This is a genomic window from Acetobacter pomorum, from assembly GCF_002738225.1.
GTDB classification, from domain to species: Bacteria; Pseudomonadota; Alphaproteobacteria; order Acetobacterales; family Acetobacteraceae; genus Acetobacter; species Acetobacter pomorum.
In genome coordinates this window covers 130385-154376 of record NZ_PEBQ01000144.1, presented here as the reverse complement: position 1 = coordinate 154376, position 23992 = coordinate 130385, and the positions used below count along the sequence as shown (strand labels likewise).

Below are 23992 nucleotides of genomic sequence, written 5' to 3'. Positions count from 1 at the left end.
CGCCTTATTCCTTTTCTGCTGCGGCCATATAATCCCGCGTAAACGGCACGGCAGAAATGGAACGGGAGAGCTGAAGCTGAAAGTTCATATGCCCTTGCACACGGAAAGCCAGTTCCGCAGCATTGAGGTAAAATTCAAACATCCGGGCAAAACGTTCATCATACAAAGCCACAGCCTCAGCACGTTTGGCCGCAAAACGTTCACGCCAGATGGCAATGGTTTTGGCGTAATGCAAACGCAGGATTTCACAATCCGTTACCCACAGGCCAGTGGGTTCAACAGCTGCAAAGACCTCACTTAACGCTGGGGAATATCCACCGGGGAAAATATATTTGTTTACCCACGGGTTTGTTGTGCCCGGCCCATCGCTTCGGCCAATGGAATGCACAAGAGCCACACCATCTTCCACCAGCGCATTTTTGATAACATCAAAAAACTGGCGGTAATGCCCTACCCCTACATGTTCAAACATACCAACCGAGACAATCCGGTCAAAACGCCGGTGCAGGTTGCGATAATCCAGAAGTTCAAACCGTACGCGCCCTTCCAACCCGGCATCCGTAGCACGTTTGCGTGCAAAGGCCAGCTGTTCATGAGAAAGGGTGATGCCAGTTACAATCGCTCCGTAATCCTTGGCCAAGGTAAGGGCCATACCGCCCCAACCGCAGCCAATATCCAGAACTTCCAAATCCGGCCGGTTAAGCAGTAACTTGGCTGCAATATGGTGCTTTTTGGCAGCTTGCGCCTCATCCAGCGTTTCTGTTCCATGCCGGAAATAGGCGCAGGAATATTGCCAGTCTTTATCTAGAAACAAAGAATACAGCCGGTTATCCAGATCATAATGATGCGCCACATTCTGCTGCGCGCGCTTGATGGGGTTAAACTGTATCCATCCACGGCGTACATACCGCAGGGCCGAAGCCAGACGTTCCGCCACATGGCCACCGGGGCGCATGGCGTTAAGCATCAGCACATCCAGCAAATTATAGAGTGTGCAATCCAGTGGATCGAGGTGAGAGTCCATATAGGCTTCACCAAACCCAAGGCCGGGGTTTATCACCATGGCTCGCACAGCAGCCTGATTATGCAGCACAACACCTGCTGATGGGCCGGGATTACGCCCTTTATACAGGCTTGTGCTTCCATCAGGCCAGCGCACCTGCAACTGACCATCTGCAATAAAGTGCCGCAGAATACGATCAAGAACGTGCTTCATGCCGCGTCTCCTTCAGAAAATTGATTGCAGCATACGCGCAAAAAAAAAGCCCGGAAAAGAATTTCCGGGCTTCTTCCGCATGAAAAATGCAGATAGCAGATTAAGCGTGAGCTTCTGCCGAAGCAGCTTCTGCTTCAGCAATTTCTGCTGGATCGGTAATGAGTTCGCCTTCAACAATGGCGTCATCACCTGCAACTTCAGCTTCTTCTTCAGGAGAAGCAGCTTCGCCACGAGCCTGACGTTCTGCTTCTTCTTCAGAACGTGCCACGTTGACAATAACCGGCACAACCACTTCCGGGTGCAGCGCGATTTTCACTTCGTACAGCCCCAGAGACTTAATGGGGTGTGCAAGGAAAACCTGCTGGCGAGAAATGGTGAAGCCTGCTTCCGTAACAGCCTGCGCAACATCGCGCGTGCTGACGGAACCATACAGGCTACCGCTATCGCCAGCCTGACGGATCAGGATGACAGCCAGACCTTCCATCCGTTCGGACAGACGTTCAGCTTCTTCACGACGCTTGATGTTCTGTGCTTCCAGCTGAGCGCGTTCACGCTCAAAACGGGCACGGTTGGCATCGTTCGCACGAATAGCCTTGCCCTGTGGCAGCAGATAGTTACGGGCAAAACCCGGACGTACCTTCACCACATCGCCCATCTGACCCAGATGTTCGACGCGCTGAAGCAGGATTACTTCTGTAGCAGCCATTGATCGCTCCCTCAGCTTACAACGTAGGGAAGCAGAGCCAGGAAGCGGGCACGCTTGATAGCCTGCGCCAGTTCACGCTGCTTCTTTGCGGAAACCGCCGTAATGCGGCTCGGCACGATCTTGCCACGTTCGGACAGGAAGCGGCTGAGCAGACGCACGTCCTTGTAATCGATCTTCGGCGCGTTGGGACCGGAGAACGGGCAGGACTTGCGACGACGGTAGAACGGACGACGCGCACCCACGGCCGGGCGACGGGCGGCGGGGTTGACTTCCATTGTATCAGACATTCTGGATTACTCCGCTGCTGCGTTGTCAGCTGGCTGTTCAGCGTTGCTGCGGTCTTCACCACCGCTGCGACGGTTCCGGCCACTTTCAAAACGGCCACCAGACTGTTTGGGGCCACGGAAGCCACGGTCACCGCGGTCATCACCCTTGCGGGACAGAACCGGAGACGGAGCTTCGTCAATTTCTTCAACGCGCAGTGTCAGCAGACGCAGAACGTCTTCGTTCAGAGCAAGCTGGCGTTCAATTTCTTTCACCAGTTCAGAACGCGCTTCCAGACCCAGAAGGGCATAGTGGCCCTTGCGGTTCTTTTTGATACGATAGGCAAGGCTGCGCAGGCCCCAGTACTCGCGCTTGCGCACGGCACCGCCATCGGCTTCAATCTGGGCGGCAATACCATCAAGAATGGCATCCACCTGCTGCTGGGAAATGTCATTCCGCGCAATCAGCACGGTTTCATAAAGTGGCATGTTTACTCCCTTCGGATACAATCAACCCACCCGTGCCGAACCCTTCCGGCTTACGGTGCCACAGAGTTTTAAAATCTGAAGCTGCGGGTATAGCCGGGCCAATGCCATGAACCCGGCAGGGAAAGTGCAGTCTCAATCATATTTAGACGGTAAAAGCAAGAAAGATTCACACACGCAAATGCTGTGGCACAGGAATACCCAGCCTATCGGGCACATCCCAAACTTCTTCAACACGCCGGATAATCTTGAAACCTGCCTGCTGATACAAAGGAAGCGCGCGTGGATGATCTGCATTACAGGTGTTCACACGCACAGATTGCGGGCCATTGCGCCATGCCAAACGGAGCACATGATCCAGAAAAGCGCGCCCAACCCCATGACCGACGGCTTCGGGAAACAGGCCAAAATAAGAAAGGTTTACAGACTGTGGATCTGCCAGATCCAGCTCAAAAAAACCTTGGATCTGCTGCCCATGCCGTAACAGGCCGATATTAACGGGTGCAGTTTGCAGAAAATGCGCCAGGGAATTATCCGAAGCTGCCTGCCGCATCCACCAGCAATACTCTCGCCCAACCCGGTCCTGCAAAAGCCGGTACCCAGCCACATCAGGCCGAATATGCTCCTGCACACACCATCCCTCCGGCAAAGCCAGTGGCGTATGTTGTGGCGGAGAAACCATACGCATGAAGGTTACAATAACCTTCATGCGCGTTGTGGATTCGGCATTAAAGTTTAGATCAGTTATCATCCAGGAAGGAACGCAGCTTACGGCTGCGGCTTGGATGTTTGAGCTTGCGCAGAGCCTTGGCTTCAATCTGGCGGATACGTTCACGCGTTACGTTAAACTGCTGGCCAACTTCTTCCAGCGTATGGTCCGTGTTCATGCCAATACCAAAGCGCATACGCAACACACGTTCCTCACGCGGGGTAAGAGAGGCCAGAACGCGCGTTGTGGCCTCACGCAGGTTGGTCTGGATAGCGGCATCCAGCGGGATAATGGCTGTTTTATCCTCAATAAAATCACCCAGATGGCTATCTTCCTCATCCCCGATCGGGGTTTCGAGGGAGATGGGCTCCTTGGCAATTTTCAGCACCTTGCGCACTTTTTCCAGCGGCATACCCAGCTTTTCAGCCAGTTCTTCCGGTGCAGGTTCACGCCCGATTTCATGCAACATCTGGCGAGAGGTGCGCACCAGCTTATTGATCGTTTCGATCATATGCACCGGAATACGGATTGTACGCGCCTGATCTGCAATGGAGCGCGTAATAGCCTGCCTGATCCACCATGTTGCATAGGTGGAGAACTTGTAGCCACGGCGATATTCAAACTTATCCACCGCCTTCATCAGGCCGATATTGCCTTCCTGAATCAGATCAAGAAACTGAAGGCCACGGTTGGTGTATTTTTTGGCAATGGAAATAACAAGGCGCAGGTTGGCCTCAATCATTTCCTTTTTGGCGCGGGCAGAATCACGCTCACCACGCGCAACCGTTGCATACACACGGCGGAATTCACCAATTGGCAAACCCGTTTCCTGCGCCAGTTTTGCAACCTGATCACGCAGCCCCACCACCGTATTGGCATGTTTGGCTACAAAGTTCTTCCATGATCGCCCGGACAAACCGGAGACCATTTCCATCCAGCCTGGATCAAGCTCACGTCCACGATACTTCAGCAAGAAATCTTCACGCGAAACACGGCAGCTTTCTGCCAGACGCAGCATCCGCCCTTCCAGCATGTTCAGCTTCTGGAACATCTGCTTGAGCTGGGCCACCAGATCTTCAATCCGGTTGTTGTGCAGGTGCACCTGCTCCACTTTGCCCACCAGTTTTTCACGCAGGGCAACGTAGTTTTCTTCAAAATTGCCATCAACATCTTCACCAGATGTCAGGGCTTCAATCCGCTGCACCTGCAACTTGCGCAGTTCGGCGTAAAGCGGCTCAATTTCATCAAAATGCGCCAGAATTTCCGGCTTGAGCTTTTCTTCCAGCGCAGAAAGGGAAAGGCCGCTGCCTTCGCTTTCAATATCGCCTTCGCCCTCGTTTTCCGGCTCTTCTGTTTCTTCCGCATCCGAATCAGATTCGGCTTCGCTAAACGTGCCGTCTCCGCCTTCTTCCAGCGGGTTGCCGCCACTTTGCATGGCTTCCAGATCTACAATGTCACGCAGCAGCATTTCATTGTTCCGGATCATCTCATGCCACGAGATGATGGCGCGGAATGTCAGCGGGCTTTCACACAAGCCGCCAATCATTTCATCGCGGCCGGCCTCAATCCGCTTGGCAATGGCAATTTCGCCCTCGCGAGAGAGCAATTCCACCGTGCCCATTTCACGCAGATACATCCGCACGGGGTCATCCGTACGGCCTACGCTTTCGGCATTTACATTGCCGGTTGGGCTTTCGGTTTCCGTTTCGGATTCGGCCTCGGCTTCTTCCTCTGCATCTTCGCTTTCCGCGGCAGCTTTTTTGGGTTCGGCTTCCTCGTTGTCGTTATCTTCGTTTTCGACAACCTGAATACCCATTTCAGACAGCACGGCCATAATGTCTTCAATCTGTTCAGAAGACATCTTGTCCTGCGGGAGCACGGCATTCAGCTCATCAAACGTGATGCATCCCCGCTCACGCCCTTTGGCAATCAGTTTTTTGACTGCAGAAGACCGCGTATCAAGCAGAGTGGTATCCCCATCCTGTTCCTGCGCTGCGTTGGTTGATGCCGTTTTTGTCGCCATGCCAGACCTGCTCCTCCCCGCCCGCATCCGAACAGAATGCAGAACGACCAGTTTACTATGTACTGTTCTCTTTTCAGGGCGGGCAGGACGTGGGATATCCTGCGCGTGAAGTCAAGGGGAACACGCCCTGAACACATTTATTGCCTTATAGCTCGGCGTCGTCCAAACCGCCGCGTTTTAGGCGTTCCATCGCCTGCAGTCGCGCCTGTAAGCGTTGCCATTCAGCGGAATCTCCGCCTTTCTCAACAAACCGCGCAACCTCCCTATTGACTTCCTGAATAAATTGCGGGCCGTAAAGCAAACCATAAAAATGCCACCACTGTGTTCTTGCCGCAACAGTGCGTGCAGGGTCTTCTGCCTTACTTTCTGCCATAGCCGCGCAGCTTTCACGCATTACGGGGCGAATGGTTTCTTCCGCGTTTTCTTCCCGCAGCCATACATATAACGCGGCACCGCTTTGTGGCAATTCACCTTCGGCAGAAAGATCAAGCAAAAGGGCACGTATCTCGGCAAAATCCGCGGGCAGATCAAGCCGACACAGAGCCTCTTCTACCTCTGGCACCAACGTTGGATGTAAAAGCAGCAATTCCAGCATCAGGCGCTGACGCTCACGCGCCTGGTCCATCTCTACTGGCAGCGCACCGGGCACAGAGGCCGGCACATTGGCTTTGTTACGGCCCTGCCCGCCCCATTTGCCACCGCCACGCCGAAATGTTGCAAAAAACCGATCCAGCAACGTGGACCGATATTCGGATGCCAGTACCTTGTCTGGAATAAGGGCGGCAACTTCTGTCAGCCTGCGCCGCAGTGCCGCTCGCTCTTCTGGCCCCGGATTGTTGATGCCTGCGCTCAGCAGATCAAACAGCACCTCAGACAAAGGCTGGGCAGCCGCAAACATTTCCGCCACGGCCTGGTGCCCGCGTGTGCGCACCAAGCTATCCGGGTCTTCTCCATCGGGTAGCAGACAAATGCGTAGGGAATAATCCTGCTTGAGCAGCGGCAGCCCGGTTTCCGCCGCCTTAACCGCAGCCCTGCGCCCGGCTGCATCCCCATCAAAACACAGAATGGGTGCACGATCGACCTGCCAGAGCGCCTCTAGCTGCTCAGGCGTTAACGCTGTGCCCAGCGGGGCCACAGCCCCCGTAAAACCGGCCTGATGCAGGGCAATAACATCCATATACCCTTCCACCACCACCAAATCCGGCGCCAATACACCTTTGGGCCGCGGCGCACGCACGGCAGCCCGGGCACGATCCAGCCCGAACAACAGCCGCCGCTTGGAAAAAACAGGGGTTTCCGGCCCGTTAAGATATTTGGGCTGCCCATCACCCAGAATACGCCCACCAAAGGAAACCAGCCGCCCTTTGCGATCCCGAATGGGGAAAGTAACACGCCCCCAGAACAACTCGCCCTTGGGGTGGCCGTGCTCATCCACCCGCATCAGGCCGGCTTCAGCCATCATTTCGGGCGTAATGCCTTTGGGCGCGAGGGCAGAAACCAGTTCTCCCCGCCTCTCGCTCGCCCAGCCGAGGCCGAAGGTTTCCAGCGTTTCCCGCGTGAGGCCACGCCCCAACAGGTAATCCAGCCCGGCACGCCCTTCCGGTCTGTATAAGGCGTGAGACCAGATTTCCTGTGTAGCTACCAGCACATCTTCCAGCGAGCGCACATGCGCCACTTCTTCCTGCGTGCGGCGCGTATCCTTGGGCACTTCCATGCCTGCGCTGGAGGCTAATTCCTCTACAGCTTCAGGGAAGTTCTTGCCTTCCATCTGCATGACAAAGGAGATGACATCTCCATGCACACCGCAACCAAAGCAGTGGAAATGATCATCATACACATAAAAGGACGGCGTTTTTTCACCGTGGAAGGGGCAGCACCCTTTCCAGTTCCGCCCGGAGCGGGCCAGTTTGACCCGACGCCCGACAACGGACGCAATGGGCGTGCGAGCCCGCAATTCATCCAGAAAAGCTGAATCAATCGCCATTGACTGTCCGTTTCATCACGCAGCCCGACCAGAGGGCACAAAGCCATTCCAGATCGGGCCGATACGTATTTGGTGCAAGATTTACGTTTAAAAAATGCCTAGCCCAGACGTGCTTTGACAGCAGCACTGGCTTTGCCCATACCCAGCGCCACGCCGAACTTGCTTTTCAGTTCAGCCATCACCTTGCCCATATCCTTCAGGCTTTCGGCCTTTACGGCGGCAACAGCTTCTTCCACGGCAGCCTTCAGGGAGGCTTCATCCATTTCCGGCGGCAGATAGCCACGGATCACCTTGATTTCCGCTTCTTCTTTTTCCGCAAGTTCCGGGCGGCCGCCATCACGGTACATGCCAGCAGATTCCGTGCGGGACTTTACCATTCCGCGCAGGGCGGCAATGGCTTCATTCTCATTCAGCCCTTCCTGCCCTTTGGCGCGGCCTGCAATTTCCACATCTTTCAGCTTAGCCGTAATCATGCGGATTGTGGCCACACGGGCGCTTTCACCTGCCTTCATGGCGGTTTTCAGGTCTGCCATCAGGCGTTCACGTAGTGTCATTTGCATCTGCTCCGCTCTTTCTGTGCTGCAATCGGGCGCACCTTATCACCCAGACTCACAAAAAACATCTGGTGGAAAATAAAGAACCTCATCTCCTCCTGCGCGGCACGTATGCAACACTGCGGGAAAAAACTTCCCACCCATTTCCATCACCCCATCTTGCGCGTGGGAAATTTCTTCCCACCTTGGAAATCGAGTGCTAGAAGACGGCTTCGGGAGGCACAAGCACGTACATGCCCTTGTCCATAGATACCATTATTGCCCGGATTGGCGGCCCAGACGCCACAGCCAAGCTGACAGGCGTTGGCACAGAAGCCATCCGTAAATGGCGGCAGGCGCAGGCCATTCCGCCCCGCCATTGGCCAGTTATTGCGCAGGCCACAGGCCTTTCCCTGGAAGACCTCCAGCCCATTCCAACAGACCGCCCCGCCCCCCATGCGGGAGACAGCAAGACAGGATCATCCATGCCCGACGCCCGCCCCGATGGCGCAACCGCCGCGCTTGTTCTCGCAGATGGCACCGTATTGTGGGGGAAAGGCTTTGGCGCTTTTACCTCCAAGCCCTCTATTGGAGAAATCTGCTTTTCAACCGGCATGACCGGGTATCAGGAAACACTGACGGATCCATCTTTTGCTGGGCAGATTATTACCTTCACCTTCCCGCATATTGGCAATGTGGGCACGAATGCTGAAGATGATGAAGCCGCAAAAGTGTTTGCCCGTGGCCTTGTGGTAAAGGAAGACCCCACAGCACCGGCCAACTGGCGCGCAACAGAAAGCCTTGATGCGTGGCTAAAGGAACGCGGCGTTCCCGGCATTGCCGGGGTGGATACCCGCTCCCTCACCCTGAAAATCCGTGACAAGGGTGCGCAAACGGCTGCGCTGGTTTTCCCGCAGGATGGCAAGTTTGATCTGGATGCCGTTTTGGCAGAAGCCAAAGCATGGCCCGGCCTTGAAGGCATGGATCTTGCCAAGGAAGTCACCTGCTCTGCCCCCTATGCGTGGACAGAAAGCGTGTGGGAATGGCCTAAAGGCAGCAAGGAAGCCCCCACAAACCGCCGCAAGGTTGTGGCTGTGGATTACGGCGCAAAACGTAACATCCTGCGCTGCCTTGTGGCCGCTGGATGTGATGTCACCGTTGTGCCTGCCACCACCACGGGTGAGGAAATTCTGGCCCTTAAGCCAGAAGGCGTGTTCCTTTCCAACGGCCCGGGAGATCCGGCAGCAACAGCCACATATGCTGTGCCTGCCATTAAAGCTGTGCTGGATGCTGGCGTGCCACTGTTTGGCATCTGCCTTGGCCATCAGCTTCTGGCCCGTGCGCTGGGTGCAAAAACCTACAAGATGGAACGCGGCCACCGCGGGGCCAACCAGCCGGTGCAGGATCTGGCCACCAAACGGGTGGAAATTACCAGCCAGAACCACGGTTTTGCCGTGGATGCCGATACCCTGCCCGCCGATGCCCATGTAACGCATGTCAGCCTGTTTGATGGATCAAACGAAGGCTTGGCATCAGACAAATATCCGGCGTTTTCCGTGCAGTATCACCCCGAAGCCAGCCCCGGCCCGTCTGACAGCTTCTATCTGTTCAAACGCTTTGTCACCCTGATCGACCTTAACAGCGCCAAGAAATAACGGGAACGAACGTATCATGCCCAAACGGACAGACATCCGCTCCATCCTCATCATCGGCGCTGGCCCCATTGTTATCGGGCAGGCGTGCGAGTTCGATTACTCTGGCGCACAGGCCTGTAAGGCCCTGCGGGAAGAAGGCTACCGGGTTATTCTGGTAAACTCCAACCCGGCCACCATCATGACAGACCCCGGCCTTGCGGACGCCACCTATGTGGAACCCATTACGCCGGAAGTGGTGGAACGCATTATCCTTAAGGAAAAGCCAGATGCCGTGCTGCCCACCATGGGCGGCCAGACAGCGCTGAACACCGCCATGGCGCTACATGCCTCGGGCTTTTTGACCAAGCACAACGTGGAACTGATTGGCGCAGACGCCGAGGTGATTGACCGGGCGGAAGACCGCCAGAAGTTTCGTGAAACCATGGATGCCATTGGCATTGAAAGCCCGCGCAGCTTTATTGCCCACACGCTGGCAGAAGCGCATGATGCGCTTAAGCAGATTGGCTTTCCCTCCATTATCCGCCCTTCCTTCACCATGGGTGGTTCCGGCGGTGGCATTGCCTATAACCGTGAAGAGTTCGACCAGATCGTGCTTTCCGGGCTGGATGCCTCCCCCACCACGGAAGTTTTGGTGGAAGAATCCGTGCTGGGCTGGAAAGAGTATGAAATGGAAGTTGTGCGCGACAAGGCGGACAACTGCATTATCATCTGCTCCATTGAAAATATTGACCCCATGGGTGTGCATACGGGGGATTCCATCACCGTTGCCCCAGCGCTCACGCTGACTGACAAAGAATATCAGCGCATGCGCGATGCCTCCATTGCCTGCCTGCGGGCCATTGGCGTGGAAACAGGTGGCTCCAACGTGCAGTTTGGGATCAACCCCAAAGATGGTCGCATGGTGGTGATTGAAATGAACCCCCGCGTGTCCCGCTCCTCTGCGCTGGCATCCAAGGCGACTGGCTTCCCCATTGCCAAAGTGGCCGCCAAGCTGGCCGTGGGCTACACGCTGGATGAACTGAAAAACGACATCACGCGCACCACTCCAGCCTCCTTCGAACCCACCATTGACTACGTGGTGGTAAAGATCCCGCGCTTTACGTTTGAAAAGTTCCCCGGCGCACCAGCTCTGCTTTCCACCTCCATGAAATCGGTTGGGGAAGCCATGGCCATTGGCCGCTCCTTCCCAGAAGCCTTGCAGAAGGGTCTGCGCTCCATGGAAACCGGCCTGCACGGGCTGGACCCAGTGGAACAACCCGGCGATGGTGGGGAAGATGCCTTCCGCGCAGCGCTTTCCCAGCCCAAGCCGGAACGCATCCTTATGGCCGCACAGGCGCTACGTGCGGGCCTTTCCGTGGATGACATTCACGAAGCCTGTAAGTTTGAGCCTTGGTTCCTGCGTGAAATGGAAAAAATCATTCACGCAGAACGGGAAGTGGAAAACCACGGCCTGCCCAAGGATGCCCAGAGCCTGCGCCGCCTGAAGGCCCTTGGCTTCTCGGATGTGCAGCTTTCTCGCCTGTCTGGCACGCAGCCTGAAGAAGTAGCCAAACTGCGGGCAGAAGCTGGTGTTACGCCGGTTTACAAGCGCATTGATACCTGTGCGGGTGAGTTCGCATCCTCCACCCCGTATATGTATTCCACTTACGAAGGGCAGTTTGCGCCGCCAACCTGTGAATCCAACCCGACCGACCGGGAAAAGATTGTTATTCTGGGTGGTGGCCCCAACCGTATCGGGCAGGGTATTGAGTTCGATTACTGCTGTGTTCATGCCGCTTACGCTCTACGTGAAGCCGGTTATGAAACCATCATGGTCAACTGCAACCCGGAAACGGTTTCTACCGACTATGACACCTCCGACCGTCTGTATTTTGAACCGCTGACGGCTGAAGACGTGATCTCCCTTATCCGTTGCGAACAGCAGAAAGGCACGGTTAAGGGCTGCATTGTGCAATATGGCGGGCAGACACCTCTTAAACTCTCCCGCGCTCTGGAAGCCGCAGGCATTCCGCTACTGGGTACCCCAGCAGATGCCATTGACCGGGCAGAAGACCGTGAACGCTTCCAGACCATGCTGCACAAACTAGGCCTGCGTCAGCCAGAAAACGGCATTGCCCGCACGCCGGAAGAAGCCGAAGCCGTGGCCGAAAAAGTTGGCTATCCGGTTGTGGTCCGCCCTTCCTACGTACTGGGTGGCCGCGCCATGGAAATTGTGTACGACCGTAACGGCCTGCAGCGCTACATGCGCGATGTGCTGACAATGGCCGGGCACGATATTTCTTCCGGCCCGATCCTGCTTGATCGGTACCTGAACGAAGCCATTGAAGCTGATGTGGACTGCATTGCAGACGGCACGGATGTGTATGTGGCTGGCGTGATGGAACACATTGAAGAAGCAGGCATCCACTCTGGCGATAGTGCCTGCGCCCTGCCGCCCTATACCCTCTCCCCCGCGATTGTCACTGAGCTGAAAGCCCAGACAGAAGCCATGGCGCGGGAACTGGGTATTGTGGGCCTGATGAACGTGCAGTACGCCATCAAGGATCAGGAAATCTTTGTTCTTGAGGTAAACCCACGCGCATCCCGCACCGTGCCGTTTGTGGCCAAGGCAACGGGTGTTCCGGTGGCCAAGATTGGTGCACGCGTTATGGCTGGCGCCAAACTTTCCGGCTTTAATCTGGATGACCGGGCTGTGGTGCCGCATGTTGCGGTGAAAGAAGCCGTATTCCCCTTCAACCGCTTTGCGGAAGTAGACACCATTCTGGGGCCAGAAATGCGCTCCACGGGTGAGGTGATGGGGCTGGATACATCCTTCGAGCGTGCTTTTGCCAAATCCCAGCTTGGGGCGGGTGTTAAACTGCCAACATCAGGCACGGTGTTCCTGTCCGTGCGTGAAAGTGACAAACCCCAGCTGCCGCCACTGGGCCGCCTGCTGGCTTCCATGGGTTTCCGTATCATGGCCACCCGTGGCACCGCCAAAAAACTGCGCGATTCCGGTATTGAGGTGCATCTTGTCAACAAGGTGCTGGAAGGCCGCCCACACTGTGTGGATGCCATCCGTTCTGGCGAGGTGCAGATGGTTATCAACACGGCGCAGGGTGCGCAGTCTGTGGCAGACAGCTTTGATATCCGCCGCTCTGCCCTTGTGCTGGGTATTCCACACTACACCACCATGGCCGGAGCACGTGCTGCAATTCATGCAATTGCGGCAATGCGTGAAGGACCGCTTGATGTTGCGCCACTTCAGTCATACTTTAGTGGAACATTCTAAGCTGAAGGTGCAGGCATAACCTGCCTGCGCCCCCTTAGCCATGTTCGGGTGGCAGCCTGCTTTTGCAGGGTATGCCTTGCCCGTGTAACTGTTTAACTTTTGCGCCGGAACCCGCTGGTTCCGGCCGCTTTTTTAAGTCTGGGGATGCGTCTTGCAGAAAACTCCAATGACGGGCAAGGGCCTGCAGCAGCTAGAAGATGAGTTGCGCAAGCTGAAAGCAGAAGAACGTCCGGCCGTTATCCGCGCCATTGCGGAAGCCCGTAGCCACGGCGATCTTTCTGAAAATGCGGAATATCACGCAGCGCGGGAACGGCAGTCCTTTATTGAAGGCCGTATTCTGGAGCTGGAAGAACTTATTTCCACCGCAGAAGTTATTGAGCCCACCTCCCTTTCCGGCAAGCAGGTCAAGTTCGGGGCGACCGTCTGCCTTGTAGACGAAGATACGGACAAGGAAATTACATACCAGATTGTTGGCCTGCACGAAGCAGACATCAAACAGCACAAAATTTCCATTTCCTCTCCGCTTGCCAAGGCGCTGATTGGCAAGGAGGAAGGTGATACCGTTTCCGTGCCCGCACCGGGCGGAGATCGGACTTACGAAATCCTTTCCGTCAAATTCATCTAAGATGATCACGTTTGAGGATGTCACAGCCGCGGCAGACCGTATCCGTGGCAATGTGATCCGCACGCCCACCATTGCGTCCCACGCGCTTTCCAAGGCCACCGGGGCTGATATTACCCTTAAGCTTGAAAATCTTCAGGCCGTTGGGTCGTTCAAGGAGCGTGGTGCCGCCAACAAGCTGGCCCTGCTGACACCCGAAGAACGCAGCCGTGGTGTGATTGCCGTATCCGCTGGCAATCATGCGCAGGGCGTGGCCCGCCATGCCAGCCTGCTGGGTATTGATGCCGTTATTGTCATGCCCAAGTTTACACCGGCAGGCAAAGTGGTGCGCACCCGCAACTGGGGCGCGCGCGTTATTCTGGAAGGCGAAAGCTTTGCAGAGGCCCTGATGTTTGCAGAAGACCTGCAAGCGCGTGAAGGCCGTACCTTTATCCACCCGTATGATGACCCTGCAGTGATGGCGGGCCAAGGCACCTGCGCGCTGGAGCTTTTTCAGGATGCCGGGCCGTTGGATGCACTGGTGGTGCCTATTGGCGGGGGTGGCCTGCTTTCTGGTTGCGCTGTAGCAGCCCGCGCCATGCGCCCGGATATCAAGCTGATTGGCGTGCAGGTGGAAAAGTATGATTCCCTTTGCGCCTTCCCCGGCCCAGCTACGCACCCCAATGGCGGCGCAACCATTGCGGAAGGTATTGCCGTTTTGCAAATTGGCCGCCAGCCGGATGAAGTCATCCGCAAGCTGGTTGATCAGGTTCTGGTTGTTTCTGAATCCGCTATTGAAAACGCCATTACCCTGCTGGCCGAAGGTGCCAAGCAGGTGAGTGAAGGCGCAGGCGCTGCGGGGCTTGCCGCCCTGCTGACCTACCCGGATCTGTTCCGCGGCAAAAAGGTGGCCCTGCCTATTTCTGGCGGCAACATTGATAGCCGTATTCTGGCCAATACCCTGCTGCGCGCCATGCTGCGTGATGGCCGCATTTTGCGCCTGATTATGGAAATTCCAGATCGCCCCGGTGTTCTGGCCGATATTTCCAAAAGCATTGGGGAAGCTGGCGGCAATATTATCGAAGTATCGCACCAGCGCCTGTTTGCAGCCCCTTCCGTGCAGGCTGCGCAGTTGGAAGTGATGATAGAGGCACGAGACCCTGAACACGCGGCCCTTATCACACAGGAGCTGGGTAAATCCTACATTGTGCGCCGCGCCTGAAAACTTTTAGGTGTTAAGGCTTTTACAGGGGCAGTTCCATTATGTGGGGCTGCCCTTTGCATTTGGGCGGGCCATTACGGTTGCACTTGCCCTCTTTGTCTTCCTGCAATTTGGTGGCATTATTCCCGCATAAACAAAAAACATAAAAAGGCTTAACCTATGACCTCCACATCGCACCCACAAAAAAGACCAGTTATGCTTGTCATCCTTGATGGGTTTGGATGGCGAGAGGATCAGTCCGACAACGCGGTGCAGATTGCCCGCACCCCCAATTTTGACAAGCTCTGGCAGAACAACCCGCATAGCTTTGTGCGCACCAGTGGCGAAGATGTGGGCTTGCCAAATGGCCAGATGGGTAATTCCGAAGTGGGCCATTTGAATATTGGCGCAGGCCGCGTAGTCATGCAGGAACTGCCGCGCATTTTTACCGCCATTCGGGATGGCAGCCTTGCCCGTAACCCGGTGATGGAAAACTTTATTGCCACGCTGAAAAAAACCGGCGGCACCTGCCACCTGATGGGCCTTGTTTCTCCCGGTGGCGTGCACTCCCATCAGGATCATGCCGCAGCCCTTGCACATATTGTTGCGCAAGCGGGTGTGCCGGTGGCGTTCCACCTGTTTACAGATGGGCGCGATACCGCACCACGTTCCGCGCTGGAGTTTTTGAAAAAACTACGGACGGATCTGCCTTCTTCCGTAAAGCTCGCCACCATTTCCGGCCGTTACTACGCCATGGACCGCGATAAACGGTGGGACCGGGTAGAAAAAGCCTACAATGCCATTGTCAGCGCCAAAGGCCCAAATGCTGCCACGCCGGAAGACGTGGTGAACGCCGCCTACAAGGCCGATATTTCGGATGAGTTCATCATCCCCACCGTGCTGGAAGGCTACGCCGGCATGAAGGATGGAGATGGCATTCTCTCCTTCAACTTCCGTGCAGACCGCATCCGCCAGTTGATGGATGCCTTGCTGGAACCTGATTTTGATGGCTTTACACGTGGCAAGGTTGTTCAATTTGCCGCCGCTGTGGCCATGACACATTACAGCGATACGCTTTCCAAACGCATGTCCATCCTGTTCCCGCCAGAGGTGCTGACAAACCTGTTGGGCGAGGTTGTCTCCCGCGCTGGGCTCAAGCAGATCCGCATGGCGGAAACGGAAAAATACCCCCACGTCACCTACTTCATGAATGGTGGGCGTGAAATGCTGTTTGAAGGAGAAGACCGTATTCTGGTGCCCTCCCCCAAAGTGGCCACCTATGACCTTCAGCCCGAAATGTCCGCCCCGGAACTGACAGACAAAGCCGTAGCCGCCATTAAAAGTGGTGAATATGACTTGCTTGTTCTCAACTTTGCCAACCCGGACATGGTGGGCCACACGGGCAAGCTGGATGCCGCTGTAAAGGCTGTTGAAGCCGTGGATACCGGTTTGGGCCGCATTGCGCAGGCCATAGCAGAACAGCATGGCGCGTTGCTGGTCACAGCAGACCATGGCAACTGCGAAACCATGAAAGACCCCAAAACCGGCGGGCCACATACATCGCACACGCTTAACCTTGTACCGTTTATTGCCTATGGCTCTGGCGCTTCTGCATTGCGTGATGGAGGCAGATTGGCAGATATTGCCCCCACGCTGCTGGCCATTCTCAACCTGCCAAAGCCTGCGGAAATGACGGGTTCTTCCCTGCTTGAACGCTGAATGAAACGTATCCAGCCATTTTCTTTCCCTCCCTGCCCTTCTTCTTCCCATGGGGGAAAACTGGCTGGATATACGGCCATTCTGGTTGCTGCTCCTGCTTTGCTCATGTGTACGGCAACACTTGGGCAGGCTGCATCCACACACCATAAAAAAACAGCATCTGCACATCACGCCACGCACACTTCAGCCAAGGCAACGGTACAGGAAAGCAAGCCCCACAGCACACATGCGCGCAAAAGCCGCAAAACCGAAGCCGCTTCTGTCATGTCTGATCGTTCTGTGCGGGCGGCACAGGCTGCCGTAAATGCAACCCATGCACAGCGTGAGGCCATGGAGCAGGAAAAGGCGCGGCAAGCCGCAGCCGTTGCGCAATCTCGCAGCCAGAATGAAGCTGCGCGAGAAACTGCGGAAGAAGCCAAAAGCCGTGCCCTTGCACTCTCTGCCGCAACAGTCAGCGCCACATCTCAACTGCATGATACAGAACAGCAGCTTGCAGATCTGCAGGATCAGATATCGGATGTAAAAAAGGAACAGGCCTCCCTACAAGCCGCCCTTGTGCAGGATGCCCACGCTCTTGCCCCTATTCTGCCTTTGGCGGAGCGCCTGTCTCTTTACCCTTCCGATACCTTGCTGGCAGCCCCCATGCCGCAGGGTGATGCCATTACCGGTTTTTTGGTTTTGCGCGGCCTTTCCCGCCAGATGGAGCAGGAAGCCCAAGGCATGCGCACCCGTCAGACCCGGCTTGTGGCGTTGAACACAACACTTACAAACAAGCTGGCGCAACTAAGCCAACTTGAGCAAACCCAAAGCCATCAGCGTGATACCGTAAGCCAGCAGGCCGCCCTTGCGCGGGAAGCGCAAAAGCAGGCCTCTGCCGCGGCTATAATAACTGATCACCAATTACAGGCAGCAACCCAACGCGCCGCTACTTTGCAGGATGCTGTCTCCAAACTGGATGCCTTACAGGCACAGGCCGAGGCCGCCCTGCAAAAAGAAATCACTGCCGCAGAACGCGCGCACGAAGCCGCGCGGGCAGAAGCCGCACGCCGTAAAATGGCGGCCATGGCCAAAACCCAGGGGCCTGGGCTGGCAGAGCATCCTTCTGCCGGGTCTGGCCTGCGGCCTGTTGCAGGCACACTTGTTTCCACATGGGGTTCTCCCACCGAATCTGGCCCCGCCACAGGCATAACCTACCGCACGCCCCCCGGTGCCAGTGTGCGCGCCCCTTGCGCTGGCACGGTTGATTTTGCAGCCCCTTTCCGCACCTATGGGCAAATGCTGATTTTAAATTGTGGCCGCCATTACCGCTTTATCATGGCCGGCTTGAGCGGATTGGCCGTAGATATGGGCCAGAGTTTGACAAAGGGCGCACCAATAGGACAGATGGGCAGTTCCGGTGGCTCTGGCACGCTGTTCATTCAGTTGCGCTATGGGCAGAAAACCATCAATCCCGCGCCTTTTCTGTAATGGCAGAAAACACACGCACACTTTGCCAAGCAGGGGCACAAAGGTTACTCTGCCCAACAAGCGCCAGAACATCTGGCTATGCGCGTAAAACCTTGGCCACACCACTACTGTGCTGGCTGAAAAGACAGGAAGAACACGCACGGGCCACATACAGCCCTGCGACAGGAGAGACGATCGCATGAAGTTCCGCACAGGTCTGATGTTCGGCGCCACTGCCTTAACCGGCCTTGCCCTGGCTTTTCATCCGGGCCACTTTTCTGGCTCTGCCCTTATTGCAGCCCCCGCGCAGGCGGCCACCACGCCAGATGCCACGCCCACCACAAACCATGCTGAAACATACCGGCTGCTCACCCTGTTTGGCACGGTTATGGATATGATCCGCCAGCAGTATGTAGAACCTGTTTCAGACCGTGATCTGATTACTAATGCGCTGAATGGCATGTTGAGCGGGCTGGACCCGCACAGCTCCTACATGACGCAAAAACAGTATGATGACATGATGGTGCAGATGAAGGGCGAGTTCGGCGGCCTTGGTCTGGAACTTCAGCAGCAGGATGGGCATATTCGCGTTGTGTCCCCCATTGATGGCACTCCGGGTTTTCGGGCTGGCATCAAGCCGGGTGATTACATTATTGCCGTAGATGGCCACCCGATTGACGGCACCCCGCTGGATGAAGCCGTGAAGAAAATGCGCGGCAAGGCCAACACCAAAATCACCCTGACACTGGTGCGCGAGAAAACCCCCAAGCCGATTGTGGTAACGCTGACGCGTGAAGTGATTCACATCGATGTTGTTAAATCCGCGCTGTATGACCGGGTAGGATATATTCGCGTAGCACAGTTTAACGAAACCACGGAAAAAGAGCTTCTGAAGGCCTATAACAGTCTCAAGCAGCAGGCTGGCGGCAAACTGGCCGGATTGGTGCTGGATCTGCGGAATGATCCAGGCGGCCTGCTAGATCAGGCTGTAGATGTGTCCTCCAACTTCATCCGTTCGGGCGAAATTGTTTCCACCCGCGCGCGTAACCCCAAAGACAGCCAGCGGTGGGATGCCCACGGCACCGATATTACAGATGGCCTGCCACTGGTGGTGCTGATTAACGGTGGCTCTGCCTCTGCCTCCGAAATTGTTTCTGGCGCATTGCAGGATCATCACCGCGCGGTGCTTATTGGCACCCGCACGTTTGGCAAGGGGTCTGTGCAGTCCATTATCCCCATTCCGGGCAATGGCGCCGTACGCCTAACCACCGCGCGTTATTATACACCTTCTGGCCGCTCTATTCAGGCGCTGGGCATTACCCCCGATATTGTGGTGAAGGAAACGCGGGAAGATCCTGCTTTCAGCCTGCGTGAAGCCGATCTGGAACATATTTTGAAAAACCAGGGTGGCAACCAGACCAAGGCACAGCCCCGCACAGATCTGCCTGCCATTGCCAAGGATATTCCAAACGAGCCGCCAGCAAACTGGCCAGAGTTTGAATATGACAAGCCTGCAACAGACTTCCAGCTTCAGGAAGGCTTGCGCATTGTGCGCTCTATGGCAGGCCTGCCCGCACCAGACCCCGCGGCCTCTCTGCCGCCTGCCAAACAACCCGCCAAAACGGATAGTGCAACGCACCACTAAGGGCGCGAAAGGGAAAGGCCATGCACACGCCATCGCTCTGGCAGCAACTGCCTGCTAACGGACGTGCCTTTATTCGCTTCTGGGGTGGGTGCGCCACAGCTGCCGTGGCCCTTGCCATAGGGCTACAGGTTATGGGGCCACCTGGCCTTTCCATTGAAGGGCAGGATATTGATGTTTCGGCAGATTCTGCTGCCAAACAATCCTCCCCGGCGCAACGCACCACCATTCCGGGCCCGCAGGCAGATCTGCTGGAAAGTAAAAATGGGCCTGGGGGTTTTCCCCTCCCCAAAGTGGGCGCGCATGATCGCACACCCAAAAAGGTTTATGCCGCCCCTGCTGTGGATGTGCCCCCCGGCACCCCCATGGTGGCCCTGCTGATTGACGGCATAGACCAGACCGATGAGCTGACAACAGAAGCCATAAACGCTCTACCCGGCCCGGTTTCTCTGGGTATTTCACCTTATGCCGCCAACCCTGAAGAACTGATGAACGCAGCACGCCAGCACCGGCATGAAACGCTGCTTTCACTCCCCATTCAGGACAACGCCAGCAAGAACACAGATGCAGGCCCCAAAGCGCTTGGGCTACTGCTTTCACCCCAGCAGAATATGGATAATCTGAACTGGGCGCTTTCTCATCTGGCGGGGTATGTGGGGGTTACCAATGCTTTTGCCGGACAGAATGGCGGCAGCTTTCCACAATCTGAAAACTTTAAATCTCTGGTAAAAGCCATAGATCAGCGCGGCCTGCTTTATCTGGATGCCACACCGGGCACACAAGCCGAAGGGGCCAGCAGTGCAGCCACCGCCGATGTTGTGGTGAATACGGATACAGATATTGTAAATATTGATATCCAGTTGCTCAAACTTCAGCAGATGGCACGGCAGAATGGGCGCGCCATTGGTATTTTAGGGCCGTTGCGGCCTGTAGCCATGGCCTGCCTGCGCGCATGGCTACCGCACCTGAAAGATATGGGTATTGCCTTGGTGCCAGTCAGCCAGATTGTTCTGCCGCCAGATATGTCCGCCTATGGCCCTGCCGCCGCAGATGGCAGCATGCATGTGAACCTTTCCAACCCACGTGTGCAGCAGCAACAAGGCCAACCGCAACAATGACAGACGCAAACTCTCCATCTCTCCCGTATCGCCCCAATGTGGGGGCCATGATCTTTCATACCGATGGGCGCATTTTCATTGCCCGGCGCACGGATATGCCCGGCGCGGGTGGGCCATTGAGCGAAGGTACATGGCAATGCCCCCAAGGCGGCATTGATGCCGGAGAAGCACCAGAAAAAGCCGTACTGCGTGAAGTTGCGGAAGAAATTGGCACAGACAAAGTGCGTATTCTGGCCGAACATCCAGAATGGATTACGTATGATCTGCCACAGCAGCTTATAGGCCGCGCATTAGGGGGGAAATATCGGGGCCAGACACAAAAATGGTTTGCCTTAGCCTTTGAAGGTACGGATGCCGATATCCGGCTGGATGCCCAAACCCCTGCGGAATTTGATGCGTGGCAGTGGATAGACCTTGCCACCCTGCCCCAGCAGAATGTCGGGTTTAAAAAACCGATTTATGAACGCTTGGTGCAGGATTTTGCACAGTTTGCAAAACCCCGTGCATAAACATAACGCACAATAAAAAGCTCCCTGACCAACCATAGTCAGGGAGCTTTTTATTGGCTTTCTGCTGCGCTTTTTAGTGTGCGCCAGTCGTTTTGCCACTGCCTGTAATGGCAGAAAACAGGAAGCAGAACGGCACGCACAGGAACGAGCCGATACCCAAGATCATAAACACTTCGTTGTAAGAAAGCATGGCTACCTGCCGGGTAAATTCCTGAAACAGGGTGTGCTGGGCCACGGCCTGCGCGGCACCAGGGGCATATCCGTGCGCTGTGGCCACGCCTTTGGCCTGTGCCAGATAATCATTATACGGCTGATGGTACGGCGTCATCCACTGCACCATGTAGGACTGATGCGCCTGCCGCCGTTCTGTCAGCAACGCTGTAGCGCCGGAAATCGCCAAAGACCCCAATACGTTACGCGCCATACTGAACAGGGCTGAGGCATCTGCATTCAGCCTTTCGGGAATGGTGGAATACGCAATGGTGGAAAGTGGCACAAACAGAAAGGCCAAACAGGCCGTCTGACTCATGCGGAACAGCATGAGGTGGTGGAAGTCCAGCAATGGCAGCAAATGGGCAGACCAGAACAGGGCTATACCCATAAGCCCAAAACCCAGTGCAATCACATTGCGCACAGGCATGAGCGTCATCAACTTCCCCACAATCGGGATCAGGAAGATAACGGCAATCCCACCCGGAGAAAGCAGCAGGCCGGAAATGGTGGCCGTGTATCCCATAACCTGCTGGGCAAACTGCGGAACAATAATGGCAGACGCATATAACAGTGCCCCCATTGCCCCCATAAGCGCTGTGCCCACCGCAAAGTTACGATCCTTGAACACACGCAAATCCACTGCCGGGTTTTTGGTGTGCAGCAGCCACAAAATAGCGCCACCAATGCCCAGAAACGCCAGAACACCCATAATGCGGATAAAGGTGGAGCCAAACCAATCTGCATCCTCACCACGGTCTACCATTACTTCAAGGCTGGCAAAGCCAATGGTAATCAGGCTGATGCCTATGGCATCCACAGGGGCCTTCTGCTTACGCGCCCACGGCGGGTCTTCCACCAGCGCCATCACCCCCAGGGTTGTTAAAAACCCGAATGGCACGTTGATGAAAAAGATCCAGCGCCATGAGAAGTTATCCGTAATCCACCCACCCAGCGTTGGGCCAATAACCGGCCCCACAACGGCAGCAATGGCAGTAAGACCAAAGGCTGCGGCACGCTTTTCAGGCGGGAAGCTATCCAGAATAATGGATTGCTGGTTGGGCTGGAGCCCTCCGCCAAAAAAGCCCTGCAAAAGCCGAAAAATCACCAGTTCAGCAAGGCTGGTGGCCGTACCGCACAAAAACGATGATACGGTGAACATAACAATACAGATAAGAAAGTAATTCTTGCGGCCAAAAACCTTGCCCAGCCAGCCAGAAATTGTCAGCACAATTCCGTTGGCCACCAGATAGGCCGTGAGTGTCCACGTAGCATCATCATACGTGCTGGACAGGCTCCCTGCGATATGTGGCAGAGAGACGTTCACGATGGTTGTATCCAGAATTTCCATGAACGCCGCCATGGTGACAACAAAGGCGACAGTCCACGGATTATGCTTTGGCTTCCACCCGCCGGGGGCTACTTCGGCCTGTGTGCTCATTGCGCAGCCGGGGCCGGAGTTGCAGGATCTGCGCCATCACGCGGCGGAGCATCGGAATGGCCTTGTGTATCAACATGCACCGTTGGCACCACGGACATGCCAAGTGCCAGCGGCTGGTTGGAGTCCAGCCCATCATCAATCAGGATTTTAACCGGCACACGCTGCACGATTTTTACGTAGTTGCCTGTTGCGTTTTCTGGCGGGAAGGCACTGAACTGCGCGCCCGTGCCCTTTTGCAGGGAATCAATATGCCCATGCACCTTGAGGGATGGATAGGCATCTACCTTGATATCCACCTTCTGGCCGGGCTTCATGCGGGTAATCTGCGTTTCCTTGTAGTTGGCCACCACCCACACTTCCGGCTCTACAATGGACAGTATATTCTGCCCCTGCTGCACGTAATTGCCCTGCTCCAGATTACGCTGAGAGATCCAGCCATCATGCGGGGCACGAATTTCTGTCCATTCCAGATTTAGGTTTGCTGTTTCCAGCCGGGCCTGCGCAGTTTTAACCGCTGCTTCTTCCTGACTGATCTGAATGGCGGCATTCTGAATATTGGGTTGCACGGGCATGGCCATCTGCACGGCACCCTGTGCTTCCATAACGCGGGCCTTGGCGGCATCCAGCGCGGCGCGGGCGTAATCTATATCCTGCTGCGATGTGGCTGCGCGTTCCACCACATGTTGGCGGCGAAAATCTGTTTGCGCCCTAAACTGCTGGGCCTGAGCTTCTGCCAACTGGCCTTTGGCCTGCACCAGCTTGCCGGGAAACTCCAGCATGGCCACCATGTGCATCATGTCACTGGCATTTTTGGCGGCCTGTGCGCTTTCAACCTGTGCAGCGGCCTGATCCCGCGCGGCTTTCCAGTCTCGCGGGTCTATACGCGCCAGAAGCTGGCCTTTGCGTACAAACTGGTTATCGTTCACCAACAGTTCTGTCACATATCCGCTGACATGCGGCGCAATAGTAATGGCGCGCCCTGCGGTAAAGGCATCATCAGTTTCAACTTCATTTCTGGTCATAAACCAGTACACACCGGCACCCACAGCCAGCACGGCAATAATTCCGGTAAGAATGATCTTGCGGCGGGGATTCTCTTTTTTCTTTTCTTCTGGCTTGGCTGGCGCGCCGGAATTTGCGGAAGACTGGTCGTTGTGCTCGTCGGTCATTCTGTTCCCTGCCATCTCAAACGCACGGCGCATACCCTGCTTTTCGGTCAATCTGCTTCTGACCGAACTGGTCGGTCAGTTTTGTGGCAT

The 23992-nt window shown here is 55.8% G+C and carries 20 protein-coding genes; 10 read left to right on the top strand and 10 right to left on the bottom strand.

Features of this window, described 5'->3' with window-relative positions:
* Nucleotides 1–4: 4 nt before the first annotated feature.
* The 8 genes from CSR02_RS10885 to CSR02_RS10850 all read right to left on the bottom strand — a co-directional run bounded on the left by CSR02_RS10885 (nucleotide 5) and on the right by CSR02_RS10850 (nucleotide 7941).
* On the bottom strand, nucleotides 5–1216 hold the full coding sequence (locus CSR02_RS10885; protein WP_099541639.1) for an SAM-dependent methyltransferase: 1212 nt from the start codon (nucleotides 1214–1216) through the stop codon (nucleotides 5–7).
* Between the two features lie 100 nt (nucleotides 1217–1316).
* Nucleotides 1317–1922: a 50S ribosomal protein L9 gene (gene rplI, locus CSR02_RS10880; protein ID WP_042786699.1), complete on the bottom strand. Its 606-nt coding sequence runs from the start codon at nucleotides 1920–1922 to the stop codon at nucleotides 1317–1319.
* An 11-nt stretch (nucleotides 1923–1933) separates the two neighbouring features.
* On the bottom strand, nucleotides 1934–2209 hold the full coding sequence (gene rpsR, locus CSR02_RS10875; RefSeq protein WP_003622836.1) for a 30S ribosomal protein S18: 276 nt from the start codon (nucleotides 2207–2209) through the stop codon (nucleotides 1934–1936).
* A 6-nt stretch (nucleotides 2210–2215) separates the two neighbouring features.
* Nucleotides 2216–2674, bottom strand: a complete 459-nt coding sequence (gene rpsF, locus CSR02_RS10870; RefSeq protein WP_042786700.1) for a 30S ribosomal protein S6 — start codon at nucleotides 2672–2674, stop codon at nucleotides 2216–2218.
* 166 nt (nucleotides 2675–2840) lie between these two features.
* Nucleotides 2841–3422 (bottom strand): GNAT family N-acetyltransferase, encoded by a 582-nt coding sequence (locus CSR02_RS10865; protein WP_099541638.1) that lies wholly within the window; start codon nucleotides 3420–3422, stop codon nucleotides 2841–2843.
* Entirely contained in the window at nucleotides 3412–5403 is a 1992-nt protein-coding gene (gene rpoD / locus CSR02_RS10860) for an RNA polymerase sigma factor RpoD (protein WP_042786702.1), read from the bottom strand. The genes CSR02_RS10865 and rpoD overlap by 11 nt, the downstream gene beginning before the upstream one ends.
* Before the next feature lie 145 nt (nucleotides 5404–5548).
* Nucleotides 5549–7387, bottom strand: coding sequence for a DNA primase (dnaG, locus tag CSR02_RS10855; RefSeq protein WP_099541637.1), 1839 nt, complete (start codon nucleotides 7385–7387; stop codon nucleotides 5549–5551).
* Between the two features lie 98 nt (nucleotides 7388–7485).
* Nucleotides 7486–7941: a GatB/YqeY domain-containing protein gene (locus tag CSR02_RS10850; RefSeq protein ID WP_099541636.1), complete on the bottom strand. Its 456-nt coding sequence runs from the start codon at nucleotides 7939–7941 to the stop codon at nucleotides 7486–7488.
* A gap of 233 nt (nucleotides 7942–8174) precedes the next feature.
* Here CSR02_RS10850 and carA point away from each other — a divergent pair, with 233 nt between their 5' ends.
* The 10 genes from carA (at nucleotide 8175) to CSR02_RS10800 (ending at nucleotide 21082) form a co-directional block, all read left to right on the top strand.
* The gene (gene carA / locus CSR02_RS10845; RefSeq protein WP_099541635.1) at nucleotides 8175–9575 is read left to right on the top strand and encodes a glutamine-hydrolyzing carbamoyl-phosphate synthase small subunit; all 1401 of its coding nucleotides are present in this window, start codon (nucleotides 8175–8177) and stop codon (nucleotides 9573–9575) included.
* Between the two features lie 16 nt (nucleotides 9576–9591).
* On the top strand, nucleotides 9592–12846 hold the full coding sequence (gene carB, locus CSR02_RS10840; protein WP_099541634.1) for a carbamoyl-phosphate synthase large subunit: 3255 nt from the start codon (nucleotides 9592–9594) through the stop codon (nucleotides 12844–12846).
* Between the two features lie 151 nt (nucleotides 12847–12997).
* Nucleotides 12998–13471: a transcription elongation factor GreA gene (greA, locus tag CSR02_RS10835; protein WP_042786706.1), complete on the top strand. Its 474-nt coding sequence runs from the start codon at nucleotides 12998–13000 to the stop codon at nucleotides 13469–13471.
* A gap of 1 nt (nucleotide 13472) precedes the next feature.
* Complete coding sequence (locus tag CSR02_RS10830) at nucleotides 13473–14669, top strand: threonine ammonia-lyase (RefSeq protein WP_042786707.1); 1197 nt, start codon at nucleotides 13473–13475, stop codon at nucleotides 14667–14669.
* A 10-nt stretch (nucleotides 14670–14679) separates the two neighbouring features.
* The gene (locus CSR02_RS17165) at nucleotides 14680–14802 is read left to right on the top strand and encodes a hypothetical protein (protein WP_264820423.1); all 123 of its coding nucleotides are present in this window, start codon (nucleotides 14680–14682) and stop codon (nucleotides 14800–14802) included.
* A 26-nt stretch (nucleotides 14803–14828) separates the two neighbouring features.
* Entirely contained in the window at nucleotides 14829–16367 is a 1539-nt protein-coding gene (gene gpmI / locus CSR02_RS10825; RefSeq protein ID WP_099541633.1) for a 2,3-bisphosphoglycerate-independent phosphoglycerate mutase, read from the top strand.
* The gene (locus CSR02_RS10820) at nucleotides 16368–17834 is read left to right on the top strand and encodes a murein hydrolase activator EnvC family protein (RefSeq protein WP_099541632.1); all 1467 of its coding nucleotides are present in this window, start codon (nucleotides 16368–16370) and stop codon (nucleotides 17832–17834) included.
* A gap of 178 nt (nucleotides 17835–18012) precedes the next feature.
* Entirely contained in the window at nucleotides 18013–19458 is a 1446-nt protein-coding gene (locus CSR02_RS10810) for a S41 family peptidase (protein ID WP_042786711.1), read from the top strand.
* Nucleotides 19459–19478: 20 nt separating this feature from the next.
* The gene (locus CSR02_RS10805; protein WP_042786712.1) at nucleotides 19479–20573 is read left to right on the top strand and encodes a divergent polysaccharide deacetylase family protein; all 1095 of its coding nucleotides are present in this window, start codon (nucleotides 19479–19481) and stop codon (nucleotides 20571–20573) included.
* The gene (locus tag CSR02_RS10800; RefSeq protein WP_099541631.1) at nucleotides 20570–21082 is read left to right on the top strand and encodes an RNA pyrophosphohydrolase; all 513 of its coding nucleotides are present in this window, start codon (nucleotides 20570–20572) and stop codon (nucleotides 21080–21082) included. The genes CSR02_RS10805 and CSR02_RS10800 overlap by 4 nt, the downstream gene beginning before the upstream one ends.
* 73 nt (nucleotides 21083–21155) lie before the next feature.
* Here CSR02_RS10800 and CSR02_RS10795 read toward each other — a convergent pair whose 3' ends face one another.
* Together CSR02_RS10795 and CSR02_RS10790 are read right to left on the bottom strand one after the other, a co-directional pair.
* A complete protein-coding gene (locus tag CSR02_RS10795) occupies nucleotides 21156–22733 on the bottom strand; it encodes a DHA2 family efflux MFS transporter permease subunit (RefSeq protein ID WP_099541630.1) in 1578 nt (525 codons plus the stop codon).
* A complete protein-coding gene (locus CSR02_RS10790) occupies nucleotides 22730–23935 on the bottom strand; it encodes an HlyD family secretion protein (RefSeq protein WP_099541771.1) in 1206 nt (401 codons plus the stop codon). The genes CSR02_RS10795 and CSR02_RS10790 overlap by 4 nt, the downstream gene beginning before the upstream one ends.
* Between the last annotated feature and the right edge of the window lie 57 nt (nucleotides 23936–23992).

Excerpts from the sequence above, each read along its gene's own strand:
- CSR02_RS10800 (WP_099541631.1), top strand. The coding sequence starts at position 20,570 with ATGACAGACGCAAACTCTCCATCTCTCCCGTATCGCCCCAATGTGGGG.
- CSR02_RS10830 (WP_042786707.1), top strand. The coding sequence starts at position 13,473 with ATGATCACGTTTGAGGATGTCACAGCCGCGGCAGACCGTATCCGTGGC.
- carA (WP_099541635.1), top strand. The coding sequence starts at position 8,175 with ATGCCCTTGTCCATAGATACCATTATTGCCCGGATTGGCGGCCCAGAC.
- CSR02_RS10850 (WP_099541636.1), bottom strand. The coding sequence starts at position 7,941 with ATGACACTACGTGAACGCCTGATGGCAGACCTGAAAACCGCCATGAAG.
- CSR02_RS10805 (WP_042786712.1), top strand. The coding sequence starts at position 19,479 with ATGCACACGCCATCGCTCTGGCAGCAACTGCCTGCTAACGGACGTGCC.
- CSR02_RS10810 (WP_042786711.1), top strand. The coding sequence starts at position 18,013 with ATGAAGTTCCGCACAGGTCTGATGTTCGGCGCCACTGCCTTAACCGGC.
- dnaG (WP_099541637.1), bottom strand. The coding sequence starts at position 7,387 with ATGGCGATTGATTCAGCTTTTCTGGATGAATTGCGGGCTCGCACGCCC.
- rpsF (WP_042786700.1), bottom strand. The coding sequence starts at position 2,674 with ATGCCACTTTATGAAACCGTGCTGATTGCGCGGAATGACATTTCCCAG.
- rpsR (WP_003622836.1), bottom strand. The coding sequence starts at position 2,209 with ATGTCTGATACAATGGAAGTCAACCCCGCCGCCCGTCGCCCGGCCGTG.
- rplI (WP_042786699.1), bottom strand. The coding sequence starts at position 1,922 with ATGGCTGCTACAGAAGTAATCCTGCTTCAGCGCGTCGAACATCTGGGT.
- gpmI (WP_099541633.1), top strand. The coding sequence starts at position 14,829 with ATGACCTCCACATCGCACCCACAAAAAAGACCAGTTATGCTTGTCATC.
- rpoD (WP_042786702.1), bottom strand. The coding sequence starts at position 5,403 with ATGGCGACAAAAACGGCATCAACCAACGCAGCGCAGGAACAGGATGGG.
- CSR02_RS10820 (WP_099541632.1), top strand. The coding sequence starts at position 16,368 with ATGAAACGTATCCAGCCATTTTCTTTCCCTCCCTGCCCTTCTTCTTCC.
- CSR02_RS10795 (WP_099541630.1), bottom strand. The coding sequence starts at position 22,733 with ATGAGCACACAGGCCGAAGTAGCCCCCGGCGGGTGGAAGCCAAAGCAT.
- CSR02_RS10885 (WP_099541639.1), bottom strand. The coding sequence starts at position 1,216 with ATGAAGCACGTTCTTGATCGTATTCTGCGGCACTTTATTGCAGATGGT.
- CSR02_RS10865 (WP_099541638.1), bottom strand. The coding sequence starts at position 3,422 with ATGATAACTGATCTAAACTTTAATGCCGAATCCACAACGCGCATGAAG.
- carB (WP_099541634.1), top strand. The coding sequence starts at position 9,592 with ATGCCCAAACGGACAGACATCCGCTCCATCCTCATCATCGGCGCTGGC.
- CSR02_RS10790 (WP_099541771.1), bottom strand. The coding sequence starts at position 23,935 with ATGCGCCGTGCGTTTGAGATGGCAGGGAACAGAATGACCGACGAGCAC.